Genomic DNA, 24,052 nt, shown 5'->3' with positions numbered 1-24,052 from the left:
GCTTATGGAAATCATCAGCATTATGAATCGCGCCGGAAACAACGCCTTACCGACCCGGGGAGTTCATGACGTGACGTGAGCCGTTGAGCACCCTCATCAAATCCGCCCTCCGGGAGACGCCGAGCTTTCCGTAAGCGCGGGTCAGGTGGTTGTTCACCGTGCGCACGGACAGGACCAGCCGGTCGGCGATCAGCCGGCTGGACAGTCCTGAGGCGGCGAGCAGGCACACCTGGCGTTCCCGGGCAGTGAGTAACGAAGCCCTGCTGGACCAGACCTGGCCGGGCTGCACGAGCGTGGCGTCGCGGAGCCCCTTGACCAGCGCTTCCGCAAGCGCGAGCGGGTTCCCCGCCGCCGCTGCCTGCAGCTCGGCCCCGGTCAGGGCGTCGACCTGGCGGCCCAGCGTACGGGCGATCAACGTGTCGACGGCCGCCGGCGGCAGCGGCTTCAGCTCGATCGGTTCGAGGTGGCCGTCCTTCCACAGCGCGACGACCGCATCGGGGACCGGTTCCTCTTGCCGTACGGTGATCAGGAGGAAGGCCAGCTTACGCAGGGCGAGCTGATGGATGAGGACCGCCGAGGCATCGTCCAGCAGGTGCGCGTCGTCGATGCACACCACCGGCGGGTACGGCTGCGCCAGCGCGTCCATGTGCCGGATGACGCCCCGGATGAATGCGTACGGCTCGGCCACCGGTTCGTCCAGCGGCAACAGGCTCAACGTGGCCCCGAACGGCAACGATGCGGCGGCCCTTGTCGCCACCAGCCATTCCGTGGCCCGGCCCGACCGGGTCGCCGTCGCGGCGACCTCCCGGGCGAGGCGGGTCCGGCCCATACCGGCGGCACCGATCAGCACACCACCTCCCGACGCCCCCGTGGCCAGCGCAGCCGTCAGCTTCGCCATCTCCCGCTCCCGGCCCAGCAGAGGCCAGTCCGCCCCGACCTGAGAGTCCACCCTCGTCATCCGTGCTCCTTCGCGGCCCACGACATCGGGTAAATTCCTCATGATCAGAGATGATGAAGGGAGAACGCGCGTCGGACTAGAACAGGCCGGTTAATCTAGCGGCCCTGACTCTCATCGGGTAACGGGTGCGCGGCCCTGATCCGTCCCGTCGTCGAAGGACACGTCGGCACCGGGCTGCCGGATCGGGACGCCGCGGCGGCCACCACCACCGTGGTGACCGCCTTCGTTCCGGCGGTTCAGCATTTCACCCAGTTGCCGGGCGAGGTCTGTTTGATGGAGCTGGTGGTGAGGGAGTTCCACGGGCCTAGGTGCTGGCCCGAGCCCATGGCGTAGGTCTGGCCCCAGACGGCGTAGGCACGCAGCGCCATGGTGTGGGCGACGTTGTGCGCAGTCACGCATTCCGGGCTCGGGGAACCGGTCGGGGTCGGAGTCGGGGTCGGAGTCGGTCCTGGTCCGCCGGCGGCGCCGCCGAGGGCGGTGACCATGTTCATGATGGCCGTGATCTGCTTGCCGTTCTTCTGGGCGTACTGCGTGTCACCGCCGAAGCCCCACCAGTTCCAGCAGCCACGGGGGTTGAGTATGGGGTGGTAACTCTCCTTGGCCTGCGGATAGAGCACGATCATGTTGTTGGTGCCGGCGTACTCGTTGAGGTTCGCCTGGTCCATGAACGTGTCGCCGATCAGGCCGTAGTACTGGTAGCAGCCGTGCAGGGCGACCATGAGCTTGCACGGGCCTGACTCGCAGGCCTGGGGCACATAGGCGAATCCCTCCTTGCCCATGCTGATGGCCTCGGCGCTGCCGCCGGGAGCGTGACCGTTCTGGTCGAACTGGATCAGCTTGCCGCCCAGGGTGGCGGCGGGTGCGTTCACGCTGCCGAACAGATGCCCGAGCATCTCCCGCTGCGGGTCGGTGCCGCAGTCGTTGACGTACGGTGAGGCGGTCGACGCGCAGGAGACGGTGCCGAGCGGGCTGACCCAACCGTGTCCGGCGCCGGTGGAGGTGTTGTAGACGACGTTCGCGCCGAAGTCGCGGTAGTAGGTGGCCAGGTCATCGTTGACGGCCCGAAGCACGGTCTGGTCGTTGGAGCCGTGCAGCAGCCATACCGGGTCTCCGCTCAGGTTCGCGACCGGGTCGACAGTGCCCGCCGCGGCCCGATCCCGGGTCATCTGCTCCAGTTCGGCGGGGGTCTTGCGGCGCATGCTGGTCTTCATGCAGGCGTTCTGCGCGATGGTAGCCGCGGAATCGTCGCCGTCGGCGCAGCCGTAGGGACCCGCGGTCATGATGCCGGCGCCCCGGAAGACGCTGGAATGGGCGACGTGGAGTTGGTTGGCCATGTAGCCGCCGGACGACACGCCGGACACGTATGTGGCGGTGATGTCGTACTTTCGCAGATTGCCTTGGGTGGGCGGCGGGACGTCCGCGTGAGCGACGGTGGTGACGGCCGTGAGCAGCCCGGCCGCCGCCGTCATGGCCAGGAGTGCTTGTTTCAGACGCATCCGAGCCTCCTATCGGGGGGTTCCTGCCACGGTGAGAAAAAAGCGCCATGGTTACCAGTGGATTCACAACCATATTTTCCGGTTGTGATATGGCCGAGCGCGCCATAGGAGCGGCGGTGATTCTCCGCGAAAGTCTGGAGATCCGCGTGTGAAATATGAGGGGGCTTTGCAGCGAACGTCGGCGTCCGCGTCCGAGAACTCCGCTCGCAGCGCGCCTCGCCGTCCGGCGTTTCGCTCGGTCTCAGTCCTGCGGCTTGCGCCAGATGATGCTGTAACGGAACAGGAGGTGGCGGCGATACTCGGAGCCCGGCAGGATCTCGGTGGCCAACGCTCGCATCTGCGGATATGTCACCGGCGGCGGCCACACCATGGGGGACGGATGCTCCCAGTGGCCCTTCGTGGCGCGGTGAAAGGTGCCGACGGCGACGCCGGCGAGTTCGCGTGGCAGGTCGTTGGGCATGGTGCTGCGGGCGAGGCCGACGATGGCCAGGACGCCACCGGGGCGCAGCAGATCACGCACACGGGCCAGCCCGGTGGCGGCGTCCATGTGATGCAGGGTGGCCACCGACGCGACGACGTCGAACGAGGCGGGCTCGAAGGGGTGGGTGAGGAAGTCCCCGAGGATGTAGTCGATGTCGTCCGGGTGCTCGCGGGCTTGGTCGATGCTGCGCGCGTCGAGATCGATGCCGGTGACGTGCGGCACGGCCCGCCGCAGTTCACGGGTGAGCATGCCCTCGCCGCAGCCGACGTCGAGGGCGCGCCGGGCGCCATCGGGGACCGCGCTGAGGATGCGGGGGTGGTAATGGATGTTGTGGTTCCATCGCCTGCCGTTCTTCACTGGCATGTGATCATCCTGCCAGACACACGCGCGTGGGAGCCGTCGATGCGGCAGGCTGGGCAATCCCGCGGCCCGCCGGGCGTATTCCGGTGGCACCCGCCACACGGCCGGCGCCTCAGACGCCGGCCGTGTCGGCGTTCAGCGGATATCAGGGTGCTGAAGTGCCAGGGCTGCGAGGTCGCCGATCGCGCGGCGTTGCAGGAAGACCGCGACCGGCAGGTTGATCTCGAGGTCGACCGCGATCCGGTTGCGCGCGCACGTCCTCGTCGGTCAGCTCCGGGCGCAACAGGGAGTGGTCGATCATCTTGGCGACATCGGCGACGGTAGAGGTCATGGGCGCGGCTCCTTCGCGATGCGGGGTTGAGCGGGTGGTGGTTCACGGGTGGAGGACGTCCGCGGCCGGAGGTTCGACGGTGAAGGCGACGTCGAGGCCGTATCGGGCGGCGACGTACAGGGAGTCGGTGAGCTCCAGCGGCTCGTCGTTCTGGTCGAGGATCAGGCGGTGCTCGACCAGCAGCGGCGCGCCCGGGTCCACGGCGAGCACGCCGGCCTCGTGCTCGCCCGCCGTGGCGGCGCCGATGCGGGCGTGGCCGCGCGCAGGTGTGCGGCCGAGTGCGATCAAGGCGGCATGCAGAGAGCCGTGCTCGAGATCGGACTCCAGCAGGCCGCGCAGGGTGCCGGGGAACAACGCCCGTTCGAGGGCGATGGGCACGTCGTCGGCCAGCCGGACGCGCTCCACCGCGATCACCCGTCCGCGCCTGCCCAGCCGCAGCCGGTCGGCCTCCTGGGAGCCGGCGGCGCGGGTGGTGACCGACAACAGCCGTGAGGAGGGCCGCTGCCCGCGGCGGCGGATCTCCTCACTGAAGCGGACGAGGCTCTCGGCGCGGCGGCTGCCCGGCGGCGGGGCCACGAAGGTGCCCCGGCCGGGGTGGCGTACGACCAGGCCGTCGGCGGCCAGGCGTTGCACGGCCGCGCGGGCGGTCATCCTGCTGACCGCGAACTCCTCGCTCAACTCGCTCTCCGAGGGCAGCGCGTCGCCCGGCCTGGAGGCGGCCACTCGCTCGCGCAGCGCCTGCTCGATGACGAAGTAGCGGGGCGCGAAGTCCTCGGGCTGCTTTCCTGTCGCGTTCACGTCCCAACCGTAACACTAGTCGTATATACAGCTATACTGATCAAATAGTTGGAAGAGGAAGGTGAGCATGCAGCCGGATTTCGAACACCCGATCCGCCGAATCTCCACGAGAATCGCCTACGAGTCGCCGTACATGCGGCTGCGCGAGGACAGGATCGTCCGCCTGGACGACTCCGAGGGTGTCTACACCTACGTGGACAAGCCCGACTTCGCGCTGGTCATCGCGGTCGAGAACGGCGGTTTCCATCTGGTGGAGCAGTACCGGTATCCCGTGCGCTCGCGGTCATGGGAGTTCGTGCAGGGATCGCTGCCCGGCCTGGTCGCGGGCGATCCTGAGCCGCTGGCCCGGCAGGAGTTGCTGGAGGAGACCGGCATCACGGCTGGAGTGATGCGCCACCTGGGACGGCTCAACTGCGCGACGGGCATGTCGTCGCAGGGATTCGACGTGTTCGTGGCCTCAGAGCTGTCGCACGGGGAGGCGGCGCGGGAGGTCGAGGAGCAGGACCTGCGCCAGCGGTGGTTCTCGCGGGCCGAGCTCGAGGACATGATCCGCGACGGGGTCGTCACCGACGACTCCACACTGGCCGCGTACACCCTGTTCCTGCTGCTCACATCCGCGGCCTGAACCACGCCGGCGGGCACGCAGTGCCATAACATCTCGCACGTGACCACCTACGGCGATCATGACGCGTTCGAGTATCTGGACTTCGCTGCTCTGCCGCAACGCCAGCAGCGGATCCTGGCCACGATCCGGGACTGGATCGTCAGGTACGGGTACCCTCCGAGCACTCGCGAGATCGGTCACGCGGTCGGGCTGCGGTCGTCCTCGTCGGTGTCGAAACACCTCAAGAGCCTGGAAGAGAAGGGGTTCCTCCGCCGGGGCACGACGATGACCCGGCCGATCGACGTGCGCCTGTTCTTGAGAGCCTCGGAGCCGGAACGGGCCGACGACATGGTCACCGTGCCCGTGGTCGGAGACATCGCCGCGGGCATTCCCATCCCCGCCGACGAGCACGTGGACGGCACGCTGACCCTGCCCCGCGACCTCACCGGACGCGGCACCGTGTTCGGCCTCCGCGTGCGGGGCGACTCGATGATCGACGCCGCGATCTGCGACGGCGACATCGTCGTGGTACGGCAGCAGCCCGAGGCGCACTCGGGTCAGATCGTCGCCGCGATGATCGACGGCGAGGCCACCGTCAAGGTGTACCGCCGACGCAACGGGCACGTCTATCTCGAACCACGCAATCCTGTCTACGACGTCATCGACGGCGACGGCGCCGTGGTGTTGGGCATCGTGGTCTCGGTCCTTCGCAACCTTTGAGCACGCAGCCGGGCTACTTCCGAAACCTTCGCGCTACCCGATCTCGCCGAGGCCGAAGGCGACATCGGCGAGGTGAACAGTCCGCACCTCCGGATCGTCGAGGAGTTCGCGGAGGTCGGCGAGCTTCCAGCGGTCGACGACGAGCCCGTGCGCGACGCCCTCGTCGGCCGCTCCCGCGAGCCACGTGTCATCCAACTCGAATGCGCCGAGGTCGTCCCCCTCGTCAAGCAGCCCGACCCACCTGCGGAACTCCGCCAGCGCCGCCACGGGCTCGGTCTCGCACTGATAGGCGAGATCCGCCTGGATGTCGTCCTCGGTCATGCCGCGGTTCCAGACCACCGCGTTCAACGAGGCCGGTTCACTGGAGTCGTCGTAGTAAGACGGGGAGTAGATGTAGGAGACGTCCGCCCCTCCGCAGATCCTGTGCCTCCGGTTGAGGGCGACGAGCCGCTCGGCGGGCATCGAGTGCGCGAACTCCACGACCGCGACGTGCGGCAGGCGCTTGTCCGGGTTCGCGATGCGGGCGACCGTGCCGTACAACCGGGCCATGCGCTCGTCGTCGGAGTCGATGAACAGCCACAGAACCCGGTCGACCGCGCTGAAGGCCAGGTACAGCGCCGCGGTGACGGCCAGGACCTTGACAAGAGACCTGGCCCCGTACGCCCAGTCCGGCTCCCTCACGTGCATCACCGCGCACTCCTGCGATCTAGATCAATTCGGGTACGGCGCACCATAGCCGCCCGGAATCGAAGGTGGACAGGGGAGCGCCGGCCAGCGGCTCCAGGACGCACCTTGATGGGTGCAACGAGGTCGTTGACACTCGCGAAATATGACCGAGTACGCATCGCCGGTGTGCTCGGCGCAGGAATGTTAGCGCTACCACCATCCCCTCCGCACTCGCCTTGGTCCCGCCCGGTACCGCCCAGGCGGCTCGTGCGGCACTGGCCCCGCCGCCGCAGCACGACCCGCCGGTGCCCGGCGCCTGGGTCGTGAAGCCGTTCGCCAACAGCCAGGTCACCTTGGGCGAGAGCGTCTCTGATCAGCTAAGCGGTCCTTGGTCCGGTTGTGGTTCCGGACTGGGGATGTGTTCCCACCGTGGCGGGGTGGCGTGGGCGTGCAGGTGGAAGCCCGCGCCCAGTGCCGCCCCTGGCGGCCGATGTCGCCGTCGGGTGGTGGGGATGCTTGAGCTGCCGCGGACCGGTGGCCACGAACGGCTCAATGCCGTGATTATAGGCGTTTGTCATCATTTGAGTTATTTGCTGCTTGGTGCCGGGCAAGGATTTCAAGGCGCACGACAGCTCGCGCTTCGAGGAAGGGAAGGTGCCGCCACTTCTCCCGCGACCATGGAGTTCCAGCCAACTGAGGAGTCGCCGTGCTGACGCTGACCGCCGACGCGGTCGCGGTAATCCGCGATCTGACGTCACAGCCGGAAACGCCGCCGGAGACGGGGCTGCGCATCGCATCGTCGTCTGCCGACGGTCTAGCCGGATCTCTTGAACTGTCGATCTCGGGTGGACCGCACCCCGACGATGAAGTACTCGAAGCGGAAGGCATTCGCGTGTACGTCGAGCCCGGCGCCGCCTCATTCCTGGCAGACAAGACCCTCGACGTAGAGATCACGGAGGAAGACAAGCCCACCTTCCGCATACTTCGCCAAGCGACCTGACCCATCGAGCCATAGCACCTGCGGTGCCATTCAGGTGTCGAGGGGTGTGGTCGACCGAGCGCTGACAGCGTCTTCGCCGCCCCGGCCGCCGGCCTCGTCGGCGCGCCCATGAACGCCGGCACGCTGCGCGACCGCCAGGTCGTGGCTCTTCGGACGCCGGGCGTTGAGCCCGCTCAAGGTCAAGGCCAGCGTCGCGCCGTACACCACGTGTCCCATGGCCATCACCATCGGACGGCCGGGACGGTCACCGGAGATCGGCGGCAGAATGTCCAGGCTCGGGATCCACCCCTCGTAGCTGGAGATCCAGATCGTCAACGCGTAGCCGACGCCCGCGGCCGCCGGGATGCGATGACCTCTGGCCAGCAGCCCGAACAAGCCCCCCGCGGTGGCGCCGAATCCGACGTGGGCCAGCGCTCCCACAACGCCCTCGCCGGCCTTCGGCCGGTGCTTGTGACCGGGCAGCGCCGCGCGGGCGATACGTTTGGGCGGCTGGTCTCTCATCAAGCCCACCCGGCTTCCAGCGACCATCACCACACTCATCGCTGCCGTCGCGACAGTGCCGCTCACGGCGCCCTTGACGAGATTGCGCATCATGCAAGGCCGTTGCCCTCGATGGCGAGCGGAAAACTCACTGCGGCATACATGAGACGTCCCGTTTAGCCCAGATTGTGTGAGGTAGGGGCGCAACACCAAGAGCTGACAGCAGATATGTAAGGCGCCGGGTGCGGCGCGACCCAGGAGGTGAAGACCTATCCTCGCGGCGGCATTGGCCATCCCCGTGGCGGCTTTGATCGGTCTGATGTTCATGCAGTTGCTGGAAGAAGTGCTGCTGCCCCCTCTGGCTCCGCCCGGCTCCCGAAAACCCGGCCCCACCAGCCGCGAGAGCGGCTCTCCAGCGCCCTCGGCCGTGAGGCGCCCCCTTCATGCGACCATCAGCGGTCCCCGCACAGAGTCCCCAACCGCGCAGTCCAAGACCTTCGGCAGCCCATGGCACCTGGCTCCACGCCGACCGCCGTGTCCTTCAGGCCATCCCTGCCGCCGGTCCAGGTCACGAGCGGCGGGCTGCCGACCCGGGCGAAGCTCGGCGTCATAGAAAGCTCGGCGTCATAGAAAAGGACCGAGCCATGACCAGGCCGAGCCCCGCCGGCAACCGCGGCGACGTCACGATTCCACGGTGACCCCGATTCCACGGAGACCACGACGCCCTCCGACGGGTTCATTACCGTGCGCCCCCCACACGAGATCCTCGTCATCCGCGACGACGGCTAGCCGGCGCCCGGCCGTCCCGCCACTGACGGCATCCCGCTCTGGAACGTCGCACGCGTCCGAGCACAGCCGGAGACGCACGCGCCCCCACCGCCTCACCCGTCGCGATCAGTCCCCGGGTCCGGTGAACTTGATCACATTGTGCTGGTCAAGAGCCGAAACTATGGTTAGCCTTTCCTAACTGTTGATTTTTTTAAGGGTTCCACCCCCCTACGAGAACGGAAGCTCCACCATGCGCGCATGGCGTCCGCTCCTGGCGCTCGCGGCCGTGAGCGTTGTGCTCGCCGGTTGCGGCTCCGCAGACACCCCCGGCACCGCCGGCACCGCGGCCTCCGCCGCACCCGCCGGCCCCTGGTCCTTCACCGACGGATCCGGCAAGACCGTCACAGCGGACAAAACCCCCACCCGGATCATCGCACACGCCGGCGAGGCGGCCGCGTTGATGTCCTTCGGCATCAAACCCGTCGGCATCTACGCCGACGAATCGGTCAAGACCGACGCCAACCTCAAAGATCTCGACCTGACCGGCATCGAAATCCTCGGCCAGGAATGGGGCAAAATCGACGTGGAGAAAGCCGCGGCGCTGCGGCCAGACCTCATCGTCGGCGACTGGTGGCCGGCCGAGAAAGCACACAGCGGCCTGGAAGAAGGCGTCGACGAGAAGAGCAAGAAACTCGCCGAACTGGCCCCCGTCGTAGGCGTCTCCCAAGGCAAGTCGATCGTCGAACTCGCCAAAGGCTACGAAAACCTCGCCAAGAGCCTGGGCGCCGACGTCGACTCCCCCGACATCGCCGCCAACAAAAAGCGCTTCGAACAGGCGGTCGCCACATTCAAGGAGGCGGTCGCTGCCAAGCCGGACCTCACCGTGGCCGCGATGGGGCCCGCCGACGACAAGCTCTACGTCGCCAACCCCGAGTACGCGCCCGAACTGCTGGACTTCCAAAGCTGGGGCATGAAGGTGATCAACCCGCAGAGCCCCGACCCCGGCTTCCCCTACTGGGAGAATCTGAGCTGGGAGAACGCCGACAAATACCAGCCCGACCTGATCCTGTTCGACGGCCGCAGCTTCAAGCCCACCTCCAACGCCGATTGGGGCAAGAAGCAGCCCACCTGGTTCAAGATCAAAGCGGCCAAGGCCGGCGCGGTCGTGGCCTGGCCGGCGTACTGGCTGCACACCTACGGCGACTTCGCCACCGAGCTGGACAAGCTGACGGCCGCGGTCAAGACCGCGGACCCGAACATCGGCGACTGATCCCCACCGATGAGCGACTCGACACACCTGGCGCGCAGAGTCTCGGTCCTCGGACCGGGGCTCGCCGTGCTGTGCGCGTTACTGGCCCTGATCGCCTTTCTCAGCGTCACCCTGGGCTCGCGCTCGATCGGCCTGCCAGAGGTGCTGCGCGCCCTGGGCAGCCTGGACAGCGACGGGTCCATCACCAGCACGATCACGCTGGAGCTGCGCGTGCCCCGCACGCTGCTCGGCATCCTGGCCGGCGCCGCCCTCGGCGTGGCCGGCGCCATCCTGCAGGGCGTCACCCGCAACCCGCTTGCCGACGCGGGGATCATGGGCGTCAACCAAGGCGCGGCCGTCTTCGTGGTCTTCGCCATCACGGTGCTCGGCGTGCGCGGCGCGGGTGTCTACGTCTGGTTCGCCTTCGCCGGGGCGATCGCGGCCCTGGTGCTGGTCTACGCGATCGCCTCCCTCGGCCGGGAGGGCGCCACCCCGATCAAGCTGGCCCTGTCCGGCGTGGCCGTCACCGCGGGCCTGACCTCGGTGACCACCGGGATCGTGATGACCAACGTGGACGCGCTCAACGAACTGCGGTTCTGGCAGGTGGGATCACTCGCCGGGCGCTACGTCCCGATCCTGACCGGAGTCGCGCCGTTCCTCATCCTCGCCCTGATCGCCTCGCTGGGCTTCGGGCGCGCGCTCAACGGGCTCGCCCTCGGCGAGGACATGGCCCGCGGCCTCGGCCAGCGCGTCACCCTTACCCGGGCGCTGGCGTTCACCGTCGTCGCGGTGCTGGCCGGCGCGGCCACGGCCGCCTGCGGGCCGATCGTCTTCGTCGGACTTGTCGTACCGCACGCCGCACGGCTCATCTGCGGCCCGGACTACCGCTGGATCCTGCCGTACTCCATGCTGCTGGCCCCCATCGTCCTGCTGCTGGCCGACGTGCTCGGCCGGGTGGTGGCCGCCCCCGACGAACTGCAGGTCGGTGTGGTCCTCGGGGTACTCGGGGCACCGGCGTTCGTCGGCATCGTCCGCTACGGCCGGTTGTCGGAGGTGTGACCATGACAGCGACCACACCTGCCGCACCCACGGCGACCGCGAGCGCGTTCCGGACCACCCGGCGGCATCGGGCCACCCGGTCGTTCGTGGTGACGTGCTCGCTGGCCGCGGCCGTCATCGCGCTGTTCGTGCTCACCATGATGGTGGGCAGCTTCCAGCTCACCGCGGAAGAGGTCGTCGCCTCGGTGCTGCACCTGCGCGACGATGCCAGCGTCGACTTCGTCGTCCGGGATCTGCGGCTGCCCACCGCCGCGTCCGCGCTGGCCGTCGGTCTCGCCCTCGGCGCCGCCGGGACGATCTTCCAGCAGCTGCTGCGCAACCCCCTCGCCTCCCCCGATTTCGTCGGCATCACCTCCGGCGCCGGGCTGGCCGCCATCACCGGGATCGTGCTGTTGCAGGTCGGCGGACTGGTCGTCAGCGCGCTCGCCCTCGGCGGAGCCGTCACCGCCGCCCTGCTGATGTACGTGCTCGCCTGGCGCGACGGCGTGGCCGGCTACCGGTTCATCCTCATCGGCATCGGCGTCTCGCTCTTCTTCGACGGACTCATCGGCTACATGCTCACTCGAGCGCAGCTGTCCGACGCCCGGCAGGCGATGCATTGGCTGACCGGCTCCGTCGGGCAGGCCAGCCCCGGTGAGCTACGGCTCCTCCTCGGTGCCCTGCTCCTCCTCCTGCCCACCGCGGTCCTGTTGCAGCGGCAGTTGCGGGCACTCGAACTCGGCGACGACACCGCTCGCGCGCTGGGCACCCGCACCGAACTCAGCCGCGCCGGCCTCCTGGCCACGGCAGTGGTGCTGACGGCCCTGGCCGTCGCCGTGGCCGGCCCCATCATCTTCGTCGCGCTCATCGCCGGACCGATCGCCAACCGGCTGCTCGGCCCCGCCACCGGCGGGATCATCCCGGCTTCCCTGGTCGGCGCCACGCTGCTGCTCACCGCCGACCTCGTCGCCGTCCACCTGCTACCGACACCGCTGCCGACCGGCGTGGTGACCGGCGCGGTCGGCGCGCCCTACCTGCTGTGGCTTCTGGCCACCACCAACCGGCAAGGAGCGGGCGGATGACCCGGCTGCACGCCGAGGAACTGACCCTCGGCTACGACGACCAGGCGATCGTGACCAACCTCGACGTCCAGATCCCGGACGGCAAAATCACCGCCATCGTGGGCGCCAACGCCTGCGGCAAATCCACCCTCCTACGCGGCCTGGCCCGCCTCCTCAAACCCCGCCACGGCGCCGTCTACCTCGACGGCAAAACCCTGACCGAGCTCAGCACCCACCACGTGGCCAAAACACTCGGCCTCCTCCCGCAAACCCCACTCGCACCCGACGGCATCACCGTCGCCGACCTCGTCGCCCGCGGCCGCTACCCCCACCAAGGCTGGTTCCGCCGCTGGACCGAACACGACGACGACGCCGTCGCCCGCGCCCTCGACGCCACCGGCACCGCCGACCTGGTCAACCGCCCACTACGCCAACTGTCCGGCGGCCAACGCCAGCGCGTCTGGGTGGCCATGGCCCTCGCCCAGGACACCGACCTGCTCCTCCTCGACGAACCCACCACCTACCTCGACATCAACCACCAAGTCGAACTCCTGCGACTCCTACGCAAACTGAACGCCGAATCCGGCAAGACCATCGTCGCCGTCCTGCACGAACTCAACCTCGCCTGCCGCTTCTCCGACCACGTCATCGCCATGTCAGAAGGCGCCATCGTCGCCGAAGGCACCCCAACCGAGGTGATCACCGCCGAACTCGTCGAGAAGGTCTTCGGCCTGGCCTGCGTCGTGGTACCCGACCCCATTGCCGGCACACCCATGGTGGTGCCCACCTGATGGCGCTCTTCTAGATGTTCATGGGTCCACCGAAGCGGAGATGCGCGCACCGCCCGGCGCTCGCGGTCCTGTGGGTGGCCCGGGTATGAGCACCGACGGCACCCGCGTCGCCCGAGCCACCCTGCGCACGTCGACCGGACGCGAGGCCACCCGTTGGGTCGCGGCGCACTGCCGCGAAGTGCCATGGCTGACGGTCGCCACCGTGCTCTCCACCGTGGCCGGGGCGGCGCTTGAGGTGCTGCCGGTGCTGCTGCTCGGCCGGGTGGTCGACGGAGTGATCGAAGGCGAACCGCAATCGATCCTGGTCACGATCGGCGCGCTGATGGTGGGCGCCGCGCTTCTCGGCGTGGCGGCCACCGGGGCGTCGACGTACCTGATCGGACGCCTGGGCGCGGATCTGCTCGCGCGGCTGCGGGAGGGCGCCGTCCGGGCGGTGCTGGGAATGCCGAGCGCGCGGATCGAGCAGGTCGGCCGGGGGGACGTGCTGTCCAGGGTCGGGGACGATGTGGCCGTGCTGTCCAAGGGCATCCGCACGGCCGTCCCCACGGTGTTCTCGGCGGGAGTGCTGGTCGTCATCGCCACGGCCGGCATGTTCGGACTGGACTGGCGACTCGGCCTGGCGGGTGCCGGCGCGCTGCCCGCGTACGCGCTGGCCCTGCGCTGGTATCTCCCCCGGTCCGCCCCGCTCTACCAGAAGCAGCGGGTGGCCCAGGCCGACCGTGCGCAAGCGTTGATCAGTGGTCTGAACGGGATCGACACGGTGCGGGCGTACCGCCTTGAGGACGCCTTCCGCGAGAAGGTCACCAGTGAGTCGTGGCGGGTGCGCGATCTCGGCGTCGAGGTGTTCCGGTTCTTCGGCCGGTTCGTCGGCAGGGAGAACCGCGCCGAGTTCATCGGGCTGGTCCTGATCATCGTGGTGGGGTACGCCCTGCTGGAGGCCGACGCCGCCAGCCTGGGCGAGGTGTCGGCGGCCCCGCTGCTGTTCCACCGGCTGTTCAACCCACTGGGCTCCATCATGTTCACCTTCGACGAGGCGCAGAAGTCGGGCGCGAGCCTGACCCGGCTGGTCGGGGTGCTGGGCGAGGCCGCGGAGGACCGGCTGGTGGGCAGTGCCGCCACCGTGTCCGCGGACGTCACGCCGTACCCGGTGACGGTCGAGGGACTGACATTCAGCTACCCCGATTCCGAGGAGCCGGTCCTCCGGGACGTCGACCTGACGATCCCGGCCGGCCGCTCGCTCGCGCTGGTGGGCGCGACGGGCGCGGGCAAGACCACCCTCGCCGCGCTCATCGCGGGCATCGGCACCCCGCAGGCCGGATCGGTGCGCATCGGGTCGGCCGACCTCGCGGACCTGGACGAGGCCGGGGCGCGGGCCTTGGTGAGCATCCTGACGCAGGAGACGCACGTGTTCTCCGGTCCGCTCGCCGACGACCTGCGGCTGGCCGCACCGGAAGCGACCGACGCCGAACTGATGGACGCGTTGCGCACGGTCGGCGCCGACCGGTGGGTCGACGCGCTGCCCGACGGGCTGAACACCATGGTCGGCGAGGGCGGCGAGCGCCTGGACGTCACCAAGGTCGCCCAGATCGCCTTGGCCCGGCTGGCGCTGAGCCGGTCGCCGGTGGTGGTGCTCGACGAGTCGACCGCCGAGGCGGGCAGCGAAGGCGCCGCCGAACTGGAGCGGGCCGTGTCGGCCGCGTGCTCGGGCCGGACCACGTTGCTCGTGGCGCACCGGCTGACCCAGGCGATGGCGGCGGACCGGATCGCCGTACTGGATGCGGGACGTGTGGTGGAGCAGGGGACTCACGAGGAGCTGGTGGCTCTGGGCGGCCGGTACGCGCGACTGTGGCGGGCCTGGCGAGAGGGTAGTTAGGCAACCTCGATGACAACTCCTGACACGCGCCGGCCCCGCAAGGGGTCCGACATCCTCTGGACCGCACTACGTCGCAACATCGGGGCCATGACCTGGGGCACCGTCCTCATGGGCATGTACCAGGCGGGCGAGACCGCCTTCCCCATCGCGCTCGGCCTGATCGTCGAGCACACGATGCGGGACCGGAACCTCGGTTCGCTCGCCCTGTCGATCGCCGCGTTGGCCGTGATCATCACGACCGTGTCGCTGTCGTGGCGGTTCGGTATGCGCATCCTGCAGAAGGCCAACACGACCGAGGCGCACCGCTGGCGGGTGCGGGTCGCGGCCTGTGGACTCCAGCCGGTGGCCAGGGACGTCGACCTCAAGTCCGGCGAGGTGCTGACCATCGCCACCGAGGACGCCGACCAGACCGCCGACATCATCGAGGTGGTGCCGCTGCTGGTCAGCTCTCTGGTCGCGGTGCTGGTCGCGGCGGTCGCGCTGGGTATGGCCAACGTTCAGCTCGGCCTGCTGGTGATCGTGGGAACCGTCGCGATCCTGTCGATCCTGAGCGTGATGTCCAGGCGGATCGGCGTCAGCACCCGCGAGCAGCAGGCCCGGGTGGCGCGGGCGGGCGCGAAGGTCGCCGACCTGATCACCGGCCTGCGCCCGCTGCACGGCTTCGGCGGCAACGACGCGGCGTTCCTGTCCTACCGGAAGGTCAGCACGGAGGCGAAGCACCAGGCGATCACCGTCGCCAGGGTGAACGGCGCGTACGCGGGCACCGCGCTGGCCCTCAACGCGATCCTCGCCGCCGCCGTGACCCTGACGGCGGGGTGGCTGGCGTTCCAGGGCCGGATCACCATCGGGGAGCTCGTCATGGCCGTGGGGCTGGCGCAGTTCATCATGGAACCGCTCAAGCTGTTCGCGGAGATGCCGAAGTACGTGATGATCGCGCGCGCGTCGGCCGAGCGGATGGCCCTGGTGCTGGCCGCGCCGCCGGTGATGACCCCGGGGCAGGAGCGTCCGTCCGCAGGCGGAGACCTCGAGGTCGACAGCGTCCGGCACGGGTCCCTGCGTGAGCTGAAGTTCCACGTGTCCGCCGGCCAGTTCGTGGCGATCACCGCCTACCAGCCACGCGCGGCGGCCGACCTGGCATCGGTCCTGGCCGCGAACGTCCCGCCCGGCGCGTATGAGGGAGTGGTGCGGGTCAGCGGGCAGGAGATCGCGGACCTGTCGATCGAAGCGGTCCGCGAGCACATGCTGGTGAACCCGTACGACGCGGAGATCTTCGCGGGCACCCTCCGCACGAACATCGACCCGTCGGGCACCAGCCGGATGGTCCCCGAGGCCGTCGAGGCGTCCATGCTGACCGACGTCGTCGCCCTCCACCGCGAAGGACTCGACTACGGCGTCCGCGACCGCGGCGCGAACCTCTCCGGGGGACAGCGCCAACGGCTGTCTCTGGCCCGCGCCCTCGCCGCCGACACCGACATCCTGGTTCTGCACGACCCGACGACAGCCGTGGACGCGGTCACCGAACAGCTCATCGCGCGCAACGTCGCCGAGCTGCGCCGGGGCCGCACCACCATCGTGATCACCAGTAGCCCGGCCCTCCTGGACGCCGCCGATCGGGTCCTCGTCCTGGACGACGGCGTCATCACCGCGGAGGACACGCACCGGAACCTCCTCACCACCGACGAGGACTATCGTCTGGCCGTGGCCCGATGACCAGGCGACATCCCGGCTGCGCGACCATCACGGGGGGTCGGCCGTTGGCGGAAGGGCCGCGGCGATGCAGTCGAGGACGCGCTCCAGCCCGTACCGGAACTGGTCGTCGCGGCTCAGGTGTGGCCGGCGCGCCTCCATCACGATCTTGGTGAAGATCGGGTACTCCCCGCTCTTCACCAGCCGGTCGACATACGGGTAGCTCCGCGCCATCCACTCCGACTCGCTGAGCCCGCTGCGGCGGAATTCCTCGGCCGAGCTGATCTCCTCGCGGACGGTGCCCTCGATGTAGCCGTGCAGCATGGCAATGAGGCCGAGGTTCTCGTCGATGGAGACGTAGGCGTCGAGCACTCCCATCAGCCGTTCGATCAAGAGCAGCTGGTTGGGGCCGAAGCTGGGGAGCGACCGCTGCACGGTGGCGATCCACGGATGCCTCAGCCACATGGCCCGCAGCCCGTCGGCGTAGCGGGTCAGGTCGGCGCGCCAGTCGCCGGTGGGCACGCCCTCCACGTCGATCTCGCCCTGCAGCCGGTCGGCGATGAGCTCGATGAGGTTGTCGCGGCTGGGGACGTACCGGTAGAGGGACATCGCGCCGGCGCCGATCTCGGCGGCGATCCGCCGCATGGTGGCGGCCTCCAGCCCCTCGGCGTCGGCGATCCGGATCGCCGCCTCGGTGATCTGCGCGCGGCTGTAGGCCGGTTTCGGCCCGCGGGCCGGGCGCTCGGGCCGCATCCAGATGTTCATGTACTCGGCGTCGGTCACCGTTCCCACCCCCTACTTGCGTACATCGTACCCAGTAATCTAGTCTGGCCGCCATAACCGCGTACAACGTACCCAGTGGAGGGAACATGGCGGAGCCGATAGTGGTCGCCGAAGGGTTGCACAAGTCCTTCGGCGGCACCCATGCGCTGCGGGGCCTGGACCTCAGCGTCCCGAGAGGAACGGTCTGCGGCGTGCTCGGACCGAACGGCGCGGGCAAGACGACCGCGGTGCGCATCCTGGCGACCTTGTCCGATCCCGATGCCGGGCACGCCCGCATCGCCGGATACGACGTCGTCCGCGAGGCCGGCAAGGTGCGGGAAAGGATCGGGCTCGCGGGCCAGTACGCCGCCGTGGACGAGAAGCTCACCGGCCGCGGCAACCTGCGCATGTTCGGCCGGCTCTACCACCTGTCCCGGCGCGAGGCGCGCCGGCGGGCCGACGAGCTGCTCGAACGCTTCGATCTGATGGACGCCGCCGACCGGCCGGTTCTCGGCTACTCCGGCGGCATGCGCCGCCGACTCGACCTGATCACCAGCCTCATCCTGCGCCCCGAGGTGCTCTTCCTGGACGAGCCGACCACCGGCCTGGACCCGCGCAGCCGCGGCGAGATCTGGGACAGCATCCGTGAGCTGGTGGCGGACGGCACCACGGTGCTGCTCACCACGCAGTACCTGGACGAGGCCGACCAGCTGGCCGACGACATCGCCGTCGTCGACCACGGACAGGTGATCGCCACCGGCACGCCCGATGAGCTGAAGGCCACGATCGGCGACCGCCTCGACGTCACCCTCGAAAACCCCGCCGCACTGCCTGCGGCGATGACCGTCCTGAACACCCTCACCGGCACCGATCCCACGACGACGGGCGCCGACCGGCTCAGCGTCGCCCTGCCGGGCGGCAGCTTCCGGCTCGCCGGCATCGTGCGCGACCTCGACCGCGCCGGGGTCGCCGCGGCCGACGTGCGGCTGCGCCGGCCCACCCTCGACGAGGTGTTCCTGCGCCTCACCGACCGCAAGGAGACCGTGCGATGACCGCCCTCACCTCACCACTGGGCCGCCTGCGCTGGACGTTCGCCGACGGGCTGACCCTGGTCGGCCGCGAGCTGGGCCGGCTGCGGCAAGAGCCCGGGCAGATCGTCGCCGCGCTGATCTTCCCGGCCGTCATGGTGGTGCTGTTCGGGTACGTCTTCGGCAGCGCGATCCAGGTGCCGGACGGCGGCGACTACCGCGAGTACCTCATGCCCGGCCTGTTCGCGATGGTGACCTTCTCCGCGTGGTTGGGGGTCATGACGCGGATGGCCACCGACGCCTCCCGTGGTGTGATGGACCGGTTCCGCTCCATGCCCATGGCTCGCCTGGCGGTGCCGTTCGGGCAGACCGGCGCCGACCTGCTGACCGGCCTGCTGATGCTGGCCATCATGGTGGGCGCGGGCCTGCTGGTGGGCTGGCAGCCGCACCGCGGCCTGATCCCCACGGCCCAGGCGTTCCTGCTGATGATCGTGCTGCGGTACGCACTGAGCTGGGTGGGCGTCTACGTGGGCCTGGCGGTGAAGAACGACCAGGTCGCCAACGCGATGGTGCCGCTGGGCCTGCCGTTCACGATGCTGTCGAACGCGTTCGTCCCGACGGGCGGCATGCCGGGCTGGCTGCGCTTCCTGGCCGACTGGAACCCGGTGAGCGCGCTCACCGCCGCCTCACGGGAGCTGTTCGGCAACCCGGGCGCCCCGTCCGGTGACGTGGCCTGGCCACTCGCACATCCGGTGACCGCCGTCCTGCTCTGGTCGGCCGCGCTGCTGGTGGTGTTCGTCCCGTTGTCGCTTCGTACCTACAAGCGCAGGGGACGGTGAACTCTCGCAAGGAGCTCATGCTCCACCCGTACATGGACATGGGCGACATCGGCATTCCTCCGGCGGCACGCTGATTGCCGCAGAACTCGCACTTCACGGTCCGGGATCCGCCCCATCGCCGATCGGCCGGGTGGCCCCGCTCTGAGGGCTCCGGTCAACACGGCGATGACCGGCGGGCGCTGGTGGGCTACGCGGACATCAGGGACGTCATCACCTCCCCGTTGACATCGATGTGAGTTTCCGATCACACTTGGTTTCGGACCAACCATTAAATCGATTCAATAGCGCCGAAACTCCTTACCCCCCAAGCATCACCTCGAATGGACGCCCCATGCGCAAGACCGCGGCCATCGCCCTCGTTCTGGGCTTGTTAACGCTAACGCCGACCCAGGCCCAGGCCGGGGAGGCTGACCGTGCCTTCGACTTCGGCACCTCCGACAGCGCTCTTCAGGAGGGTTACACACGCGTCACCGAGACCACCGGCTACAACTCCGCCCAGGGATACGGCTTCGCCGACACCTCCGGTGTGACCTCGGCCGACAGAGCCACGGGCGACGCGCTCCGATCCGACTTCGTCGCCACCGGCGGCGCCACCTTCAGCGTCGGCCTGCCCAACGGCGACTACACCGTCTCGCTCATCGCGGGTGACGCCACCGAGGCGACGGACGTCGCCATCACGGTCGAGTCGATGACCAAGGTGCAGCAGACCGCCAAGGCGGCCGGCCAGTACCTGGAGATGTCCTTCGGCATCGCCCTCGTGGACGGCAAGCTGGACTTCGTCTTCTCCGGGACCACCCCCAAGATCAACTCTCTGGTGATCACGCGACAGGCCGACCGCACCCCCGGCATGATCCCGACCGCCTACATCGCGGGCGACTCGACCGTCCAGACCTATGATCCGTTCTGGGCGCCCGAGGCCGGGTGGGGCCAGATGATCGAGCAGTTCTTCACCACCGGCATCGCCTTCGACAACCACGCCATCGGCGGCCGCAGCTCCAAGAACTTCATCACCCAGGGCCGCCTCGACACGGTCCTGCGCGCCATCAGGCCCGGCGACTACTTCTTCGTCCAGTTCGGGCACAACGACGCGACGGTCGGCATCCCCGACAGGTACGCCTCCCCCGCGGACTACAAGGAGTACCTGAAGGTCTACGTCAACGGCGCCCGGCAGCGGGGCGCGACCCCGATCCTCGTCACGCCCGTCTCCCGGCTCGACTACAACGCCACGACCGGCAAGTTCAACGTCTCCTTCCCGGAGTACGTGGCGAAGATGAAGGAGCTGGCCCAGGAGGAGAACGTCGCCCTGGCAGATCTGTCCACCCTGAGCAGGGAATACCTGGACGGCATCGGGCCCGAGGCGGCCAAGTCGGTGTTCCTGCACGTCCCCGCGGGCGTCTACGGCGCCTGGCCGAACGGCGCCACGGACAACACCCACTTCCAGGAGTACGGCGCCATCCAGACGGCGCGCCTGGTCGCGGGCGGTGTGAAGGCGCTGGGACTGCCGCTGTCGGGACTGGTGCGGGAGATCGAGCCGCCCGCCGCGGTCCCCGCCAAGCCCACCGGACTCGTCGCGGGCGGCATCTCGAACGCGGGCGCCGTGCTGAAATGGGACGCCGCCGAGTCCGCCGACGTCTACAAGGTGCTCCGCGACGGTGCCCTGGCCACCACCTCGGCGATCCCGCAGGCCTCGGTCTCGGGCCTGGCGGAGGGCAAGACGTACGAGTTCCGCGTGGTGGCGGTGAACGGGCGCGGCGACTCCGAGCCGTCCGACCCCGTGACGATCACCACCAAGCGGGCCCAGTACAAGTACGACTTCGGTCCCGCCACCGGGCCGGTCGCCGCCGGGTACACCCAGGTCACGCGGGCGACGATCTACACGCCTGAGAAGGGCTTCGGCCTCACCGGCTCCGCGAACATGATCGACCGGGACCGCGGCAGCGCGCTGGACGACCTCGGCCGGGACTTCGTGGCCTACTTCGGCGGCTCCTACGAGTTCAAGGTGGACGTGCCGAACGGCCTGTACGGCCTGAAGGCGTACGTGGGCGACCTGCTGGGCACCGCACGGACGAACATCTCCGCGGAGGGCGGCACCGCCGTCGCCGTCTCCGGCAGCAGAAGCGTCGCCACGACCGCCATCTCCGGGATCAAGGTCACCGACGGGCAGCTGAACGTCGTGGTGTCGGGCACCACCGCCCACCTCAACGGCCTGGAGATCACCCCGATCCTGACGGCTCCCGAGGGCCTGCGCGCCGGAACGGTCTCGTTCGAGGGGATCTCCGCCAGTGTCCCGCTGAGCTGGACCGCGACGGATGGGGCGGCCGGCTACCGGATCTTCCGGGCCGGGGAGGGCGACGCGAAGCCCACCCTGCTCGGCAAGGTGACGGAAACCGCCTACACCGACACGACCGCCCAGATCGGCTCCCGCTACGACTACACGGTGACCGCTCTCGACCCCGCCGGAGACGAATCGGTGCCCTCGGCCGCGGTCAAGGTCGCCACCGTGGACGACTCGGTGACGCCGCCGGCCGCGTCGCAGGCGCCCCGCCTCGGCCGGGTCGAGGAGAACAGCGTGGAACTGCGCTGGAGCGGGGTCGAAGGCGCGCTGCTGTACCGGGTCCAGCGAGCCGAGAAGGAGGAGGGGCCGTACAAGCTGATCGGGAGCACGCAGGGCCCGGCGTTCACCGACGACAAGGTCCTCACGACGGTCCCCTTCCACTACCGGATCGTGGCCGTCAACAGGGGCGGCGCCTCCGAGCCCTCGCCGTCGACCGCCTCACGGGCGGCCGCCAAGCTGAAGCGGCAGATGGAGCGCCTGAACCGGGCGCCGGTCGCCGTCGCCACCGGCTCGGGCGTCTACCTGGGCTGGCGCCTGCTCGGGCTGGACGACCCCGGCCAGGCGTTCGAGATCTGGCGCGACGGAAAGAAGATCAAGGAGATCACGGGCGCCACGAACCACCTCGACCCTGATGGAACCGCACAATCCGTCTATCGGGTGGTCCCCGTGGGCGGCGACCCCACGGCCGAGTTCGGCGTGTGGAGCGGGCCGTACACGGAGATCCCGCTGGACAAGCCGGCCGACGACTACACCAAGGACGGCCAGCCGTACACCTACAGCGCCGGCGACGCCTCGGTCGGCGACCTGGACGGCGACGGCGAGCTCGACCTGGTCCTCGTCTGGAACCCGAGCAACGCCAAGGACAACTCCCAGGCCGGCTACACAGGGCTGGTCTACGTGGACGCGTACACGATGGCGGGCAAGCGGAAGTGGCGGATCTCGCTCGGCAAGAACATCCGCGCGGGAGCCCACTACACCCAGCTGATGGTCTACGACCTCGACGGCGACGGCAGGTCGGAGGTGGTCATGAAGACCGCCGACGGCACCGTCGACGGCGCGGGCACCGTCCTGGGCAACCCCAGCAGGGACTACCGCAACTCCAGCGGGTACGTGCTGTCGGGTCCCGAGTACCTGACGGTCTTCGAAGGGACCACAGGCAAGGCGATCGACACCGTCGACTACACCCCGCCGCGCGGCGACGTGGCGGCGTGGGGCGACGCGTACGGCAACCGCGTCGACCGGTTCCTCGCGGCCGTCGCCTACCTCGACGGCGAGCGCCCGTCGGTCGTCTTCAGCCGCGGTTACTACACGCGTACCGTCCTGGCCGCCTACGACTTCGACGGCAAGGACCTGAAGCAGCGGTGGGTCTTCGACTCCAACACCCCGGGCAACGGCGCCTTCGCGGGGCAGGGCAACCACAACCTGTCCGTCCTGGACCTCGACGGCGACCAGAAGGACGAGATCGTGTTCGGCTCGATGGCCGTCGACGACGACGGCGAGGGCCTGTACAACACCCACCTGGGTCACGGCGACGCGTTGCACGTCACCGACCTGGACCCGAGCCGGCCCGGCTACGAGGTGTTCGCGGCCCACGAGGACATGGGCTCCAGCGGCAACCGCGGTGCCACTTTCAGGGACGCCGGCACGGGCGAGGTGCTGTGGTCGATGCCCGCCACGAAGGACACGGGCCGAGCCGCCTCCGCCGACATCGACCCCAAGCACCCGGGCGCCGAGGCGTGGGCGGTGACCGCGACGGGCGAGTGGAACTCCACGCAGGGTGAGCTGCGCTCCGCCTCCGGCGAGCTGCTCGGGCAGTCGATCCCGGCGGCCAACTTCCTCGCCTGGTGGGACGGCGACCCGCTCCGCGAGATCGTCGACCACACCTACGACCAGGCCAAGGGCGCCGGCATCGGCACGATCTCCAAGTGGGACGGCACGACGAGCAAGGAGATCCTCCGCGCGGAGGGCACCTACTCGAACAACTCTACCAAGGGGACGCCGACGCTCCAGGCCGACCTGGTCGGAGACTGGCGGGAGGAGATCATCTGGCGGTCCCAGGACAGCACCAAGCTGCGCCTCTACACGACCGTCGACGTGACCGACCTCAGAATCCCCACGCTGATGCACGACCCGGTCTACCGGCTCTCAGTAGCGTGGCAGAACGTCGGCTACAACCAGCCACCGCAGGCGGGCTTCTTCATCGGGAACGGCATGACCGCCCCTGAGGCCCCGCGCATCATCTACACGCGGGCGCGCTAGCCCGTACCCGGAGGACCTCCGCCGTGGCGCCGGACCCAGGTTCCGCACCACACGGAGGTCCTCCGCCGCGTCCTGTCGTGCCACGCACACTCGGCAGGTCAGTCGCGGGGCTTCCTCTTGGCCACGCCCCGTACGCCGATCACGGCGACGACCACGGCGACGATGACCACCACAGGGCCGATGACCGCCCAGGCGGTTACGCCGCTCATCACACTGCCGCCGAGAACGCCCAGCCCCTGCAGCGTCCACACCGCCCCCAGCAGGGCGAACAGCACGCCGACAACGAGCAGGATCCATGCCTTCACTGATGATCTCGTCTCTTCCCGGGGAAGGTCACTGCTCAGTGTGGCACTTGCGGACGACTTCCGAGTGGATGCTTGCTCAAAGGAGCAGAACGACTGTCAGACGCGCCGATGGAACGCCTGGGCCGGATCCGCCGCAGCACGCGAGACCAGCGACAAGATGGCCG

Annotated in this window: 20 protein-coding genes; 12 read left to right on the top strand and 8 right to left on the bottom strand. The window is 69.1% G+C overall.

The genetic code is table 11. The annotated features are described in order from the left end of the window. Positions 1 to 46: 46 nt before the first annotated feature. From ACIBX3_RS23640 to ACIBX3_RS23625, 4 genes are all read right to left on the bottom strand, one after another. Positions 47 to 958: a LuxR C-terminal-related transcriptional regulator gene (locus tag ACIBX3_RS23640; RefSeq protein ID WP_397120336.1), complete on the bottom strand. Its 912-nt coding sequence runs from the start codon at positions 956 to 958 to the stop codon at positions 47 to 49. Between the two features lie 236 nt (positions 959 to 1,194). Beyond that, positions 1,195 to 2,454, bottom strand: coding sequence for a prolyl oligopeptidase family serine peptidase (locus ACIBX3_RS23635; RefSeq protein ID WP_397120334.1), 1,260 nt, complete (start codon positions 2,452 to 2,454; stop codon positions 1,195 to 1,197). 241 nt (positions 2,455 to 2,695) lie between these two features. After that, entirely contained in the window at positions 2,696 to 3,298 is a 603-nt protein-coding gene (locus ACIBX3_RS23630; protein ID WP_397120332.1) for a class I SAM-dependent methyltransferase, read from the bottom strand. Positions 3,299 to 3,668: 370 nt separating this feature from the next. Beyond that, on the bottom strand, positions 3,669 to 4,424 hold the full coding sequence (locus ACIBX3_RS23625) for a GntR family transcriptional regulator (RefSeq protein ID WP_397120330.1): 756 nt from the start codon (positions 4,422 to 4,424) through the stop codon (positions 3,669 to 3,671). A 67-nt stretch (positions 4,425 to 4,491) separates the two neighbouring features. Here ACIBX3_RS23625 and ACIBX3_RS23620 point away from each other — a divergent pair, with 67 nt between their 5' ends. Both ACIBX3_RS23620 and lexA read left to right on the top strand, forming a co-directional pair. Next, positions 4,492 to 5,049, top strand: coding sequence for an NUDIX domain-containing protein (locus ACIBX3_RS23620; protein WP_397120328.1), 558 nt, complete (start codon positions 4,492 to 4,494; stop codon positions 5,047 to 5,049). A 90-nt stretch (positions 5,050 to 5,139) separates the two neighbouring features. Further along, positions 5,140 to 5,748 (top strand): transcriptional repressor LexA, encoded by a 609-nt coding sequence (lexA, locus tag ACIBX3_RS23615; RefSeq protein ID WP_397121023.1) that lies wholly within the window; start codon positions 5,140 to 5,142, stop codon positions 5,746 to 5,748. 33 nt (positions 5,749 to 5,781) lie between these two features. Here the strand turns inward: lexA and ACIBX3_RS23610 are convergent, their stop codons facing one another. Next, the gene (locus tag ACIBX3_RS23610; protein WP_397120326.1) at positions 5,782 to 6,438 is read right to left on the bottom strand and encodes a hypothetical protein; all 657 of its coding nucleotides are present in this window, start codon (positions 6,436 to 6,438) and stop codon (positions 5,782 to 5,784) included. Positions 6,439 to 7,120: 682 nt separating this feature from the next. Here ACIBX3_RS23610 and ACIBX3_RS23605 point away from each other — a divergent pair. After that, a complete protein-coding gene (locus ACIBX3_RS23605) occupies positions 7,121 to 7,414 on the top strand; it encodes a Fe-S cluster assembly protein HesB (protein WP_397120324.1) in 294 nt (97 codons plus the stop codon). Between the two features lie 30 nt (positions 7,415 to 7,444). Here the strand turns inward: ACIBX3_RS23605 and ACIBX3_RS23600 are convergent, their stop codons facing one another. After that, complete coding sequence (locus ACIBX3_RS23600; protein WP_397121022.1) at positions 7,445 to 8,005, bottom strand: DUF6789 family protein; 561 nt, start codon at positions 8,003 to 8,005, stop codon at positions 7,445 to 7,447. 907 nt (positions 8,006 to 8,912) lie between these two features. Between ACIBX3_RS23600 and ACIBX3_RS23595 the strand changes: the two genes are divergently transcribed. The 6 genes from ACIBX3_RS23595 to ACIBX3_RS23570 all read left to right on the top strand — a co-directional run bounded on the left by ACIBX3_RS23595 (position 8,913) and on the right by ACIBX3_RS23570 (position 16,384). Beyond that, positions 8,913 to 9,932, top strand: coding sequence for an ABC transporter substrate-binding protein (locus tag ACIBX3_RS23595; RefSeq protein ID WP_397120322.1), 1,020 nt, complete (start codon positions 8,913 to 8,915; stop codon positions 9,930 to 9,932). A gap of 9 nt (positions 9,933 to 9,941) precedes the next feature. Next, on the top strand, positions 9,942 to 10,970 hold the full coding sequence (locus ACIBX3_RS23590; protein WP_397120320.1) for a FecCD family ABC transporter permease: 1,029 nt from the start codon (positions 9,942 to 9,944) through the stop codon (positions 10,968 to 10,970). Positions 10,971 to 10,972: 2 nt separating this feature from the next. Next, entirely contained in the window at positions 10,973 to 12,031 is a 1,059-nt protein-coding gene (locus ACIBX3_RS23585; RefSeq protein ID WP_397120318.1) for a FecCD family ABC transporter permease, read from the top strand. Then, entirely contained in the window at positions 12,028 to 12,801 is a 774-nt protein-coding gene (locus ACIBX3_RS23580) for an ABC transporter ATP-binding protein (RefSeq protein ID WP_397120316.1), read from the top strand. The genes ACIBX3_RS23585 and ACIBX3_RS23580 overlap by 4 nt, the downstream gene beginning before the upstream one ends. A gap of 85 nt (positions 12,802 to 12,886) precedes the next feature. Then, entirely contained in the window at positions 12,887 to 14,674 is a 1,788-nt protein-coding gene (locus ACIBX3_RS23575; protein WP_397120314.1) for an ABC transporter ATP-binding protein, read from the top strand. 87 nt (positions 14,675 to 14,761) lie between these two features. Then, the gene (locus tag ACIBX3_RS23570; RefSeq protein ID WP_397120312.1) at positions 14,762 to 16,384 is read left to right on the top strand and encodes an ABC transporter ATP-binding protein; all 1,623 of its coding nucleotides are present in this window, start codon (positions 14,762 to 14,764) and stop codon (positions 16,382 to 16,384) included. Between the two features lie 27 nt (positions 16,385 to 16,411). Here ACIBX3_RS23570 and ACIBX3_RS23565 read toward each other — a convergent pair whose 3' ends face one another. Further along, positions 16,412 to 17,143 carry a TetR/AcrR family transcriptional regulator gene (locus tag ACIBX3_RS23565; protein ID WP_397120310.1) on the bottom strand — a complete coding sequence of 244 codons (732 nt, stop codon included), beginning with the start codon at positions 17,141 to 17,143 and terminating at the stop codon, positions 16,412 to 16,414. 86 nt (positions 17,144 to 17,229) lie between these two features. Between ACIBX3_RS23565 and ACIBX3_RS23560 the strand changes: the two genes are divergently transcribed. The 3 genes from ACIBX3_RS23560 to ACIBX3_RS23550 all read left to right on the top strand — a co-directional run bounded on the left by ACIBX3_RS23560 (position 17,230) and on the right by ACIBX3_RS23550 (position 23,583). Continuing rightward, the gene (locus ACIBX3_RS23560) at positions 17,230 to 18,174 is read left to right on the top strand and encodes an ATP-binding cassette domain-containing protein (RefSeq protein WP_397120308.1); all 945 of its coding nucleotides are present in this window, start codon (positions 17,230 to 17,232) and stop codon (positions 18,172 to 18,174) included. After that, positions 18,171 to 18,989: an ABC transporter permease gene (locus ACIBX3_RS23555; protein WP_397120306.1), complete on the top strand. Its 819-nt coding sequence runs from the start codon at positions 18,171 to 18,173 to the stop codon at positions 18,987 to 18,989. Before ACIBX3_RS23560 ends, ACIBX3_RS23555 begins: the two co-directional genes overlap by 4 nt. A 331-nt stretch (positions 18,990 to 19,320) precedes the next feature. After that, positions 19,321 to 23,583 carry a fibronectin type III domain-containing protein gene (locus tag ACIBX3_RS23550; RefSeq protein WP_397120304.1) on the top strand — a complete coding sequence of 1,421 codons (4,263 nt, stop codon included), beginning with the start codon at positions 19,321 to 19,323 and terminating at the stop codon, positions 23,581 to 23,583. Between the two features lie 98 nt (positions 23,584 to 23,681). Here the strand turns inward: ACIBX3_RS23550 and ACIBX3_RS23545 are convergent, their stop codons facing one another. Beyond that, a complete protein-coding gene (locus ACIBX3_RS23545; protein ID WP_397120302.1) occupies positions 23,682 to 23,888 on the bottom strand; it encodes a hypothetical protein in 207 nt (68 codons plus the stop codon). Positions 23,889 to 24,052 lie beyond the last annotated feature (164 nt).

This window comes from Nonomuraea sp. NPDC049480, from assembly GCF_044465905.1.
Lineage (GTDB): Bacteria > Actinomycetota > Actinomycetes > Streptosporangiales > Streptosporangiaceae > Nonomuraea.
This window is presented reverse-complemented; position numbering and strand designations above follow the sequence as displayed.

Bases quoted from the DNA above. Each gene is read 5' to 3' on its own strand.
- ACIBX3_RS23640 (WP_397120336.1), bottom strand. From the start codon at position 958: ATGACGAGGGTGGACTCTCAGGTCGGGGCGGACTGGCCTCTGCTGGGC.
- ACIBX3_RS23635 (WP_397120334.1), bottom strand. From the start codon at position 2,454: ATGCGTCTGAAACAAGCACTCCTGGCCATGACGGCGGCGGCCGGGCTG.
- ACIBX3_RS23630 (WP_397120332.1), bottom strand. From the start codon at position 3,298: ATGCCAGTGAAGAACGGCAGGCGATGGAACCACAACATCCATTACCAC.
- ACIBX3_RS23620 (WP_397120328.1), top strand. From the start codon at position 4,492: ATGCAGCCGGATTTCGAACACCCGATCCGCCGAATCTCCACGAGAATC.
- ACIBX3_RS23600 (WP_397121022.1), bottom strand. From the start codon at position 8,005: ATGCGCAATCTCGTCAAGGGCGCCGTGAGCGGCACTGTCGCGACGGCA.
- ACIBX3_RS23595 (WP_397120322.1), top strand. From the start codon at position 8,913: ATGCGCGCATGGCGTCCGCTCCTGGCGCTCGCGGCCGTGAGCGTTGTG.
- ACIBX3_RS23590 (WP_397120320.1), top strand. From the start codon at position 9,942: ATGAGCGACTCGACACACCTGGCGCGCAGAGTCTCGGTCCTCGGACCG.
- ACIBX3_RS23585 (WP_397120318.1), top strand. From the start codon at position 10,973: ATGACAGCGACCACACCTGCCGCACCCACGGCGACCGCGAGCGCGTTC.
- ACIBX3_RS23580 (WP_397120316.1), top strand. From the start codon at position 12,028: ATGACCCGGCTGCACGCCGAGGAACTGACCCTCGGCTACGACGACCAG.
- ACIBX3_RS23575 (WP_397120314.1), top strand. From the start codon at position 12,887: ATGAGCACCGACGGCACCCGCGTCGCCCGAGCCACCCTGCGCACGTCG.
- ACIBX3_RS23570 (WP_397120312.1), top strand. From the start codon at position 14,762: ATGACCTGGGGCACCGTCCTCATGGGCATGTACCAGGCGGGCGAGACC.
- ACIBX3_RS23560 (WP_397120308.1), top strand. From the start codon at position 17,230: ATGGCGGAGCCGATAGTGGTCGCCGAAGGGTTGCACAAGTCCTTCGGC.
- ACIBX3_RS23555 (WP_397120306.1), top strand. From the start codon at position 18,171: ATGACCGCCCTCACCTCACCACTGGGCCGCCTGCGCTGGACGTTCGCC.
- ACIBX3_RS23550 (WP_397120304.1), top strand. From the start codon at position 19,321: ATGCGCAAGACCGCGGCCATCGCCCTCGTTCTGGGCTTGTTAACGCTA.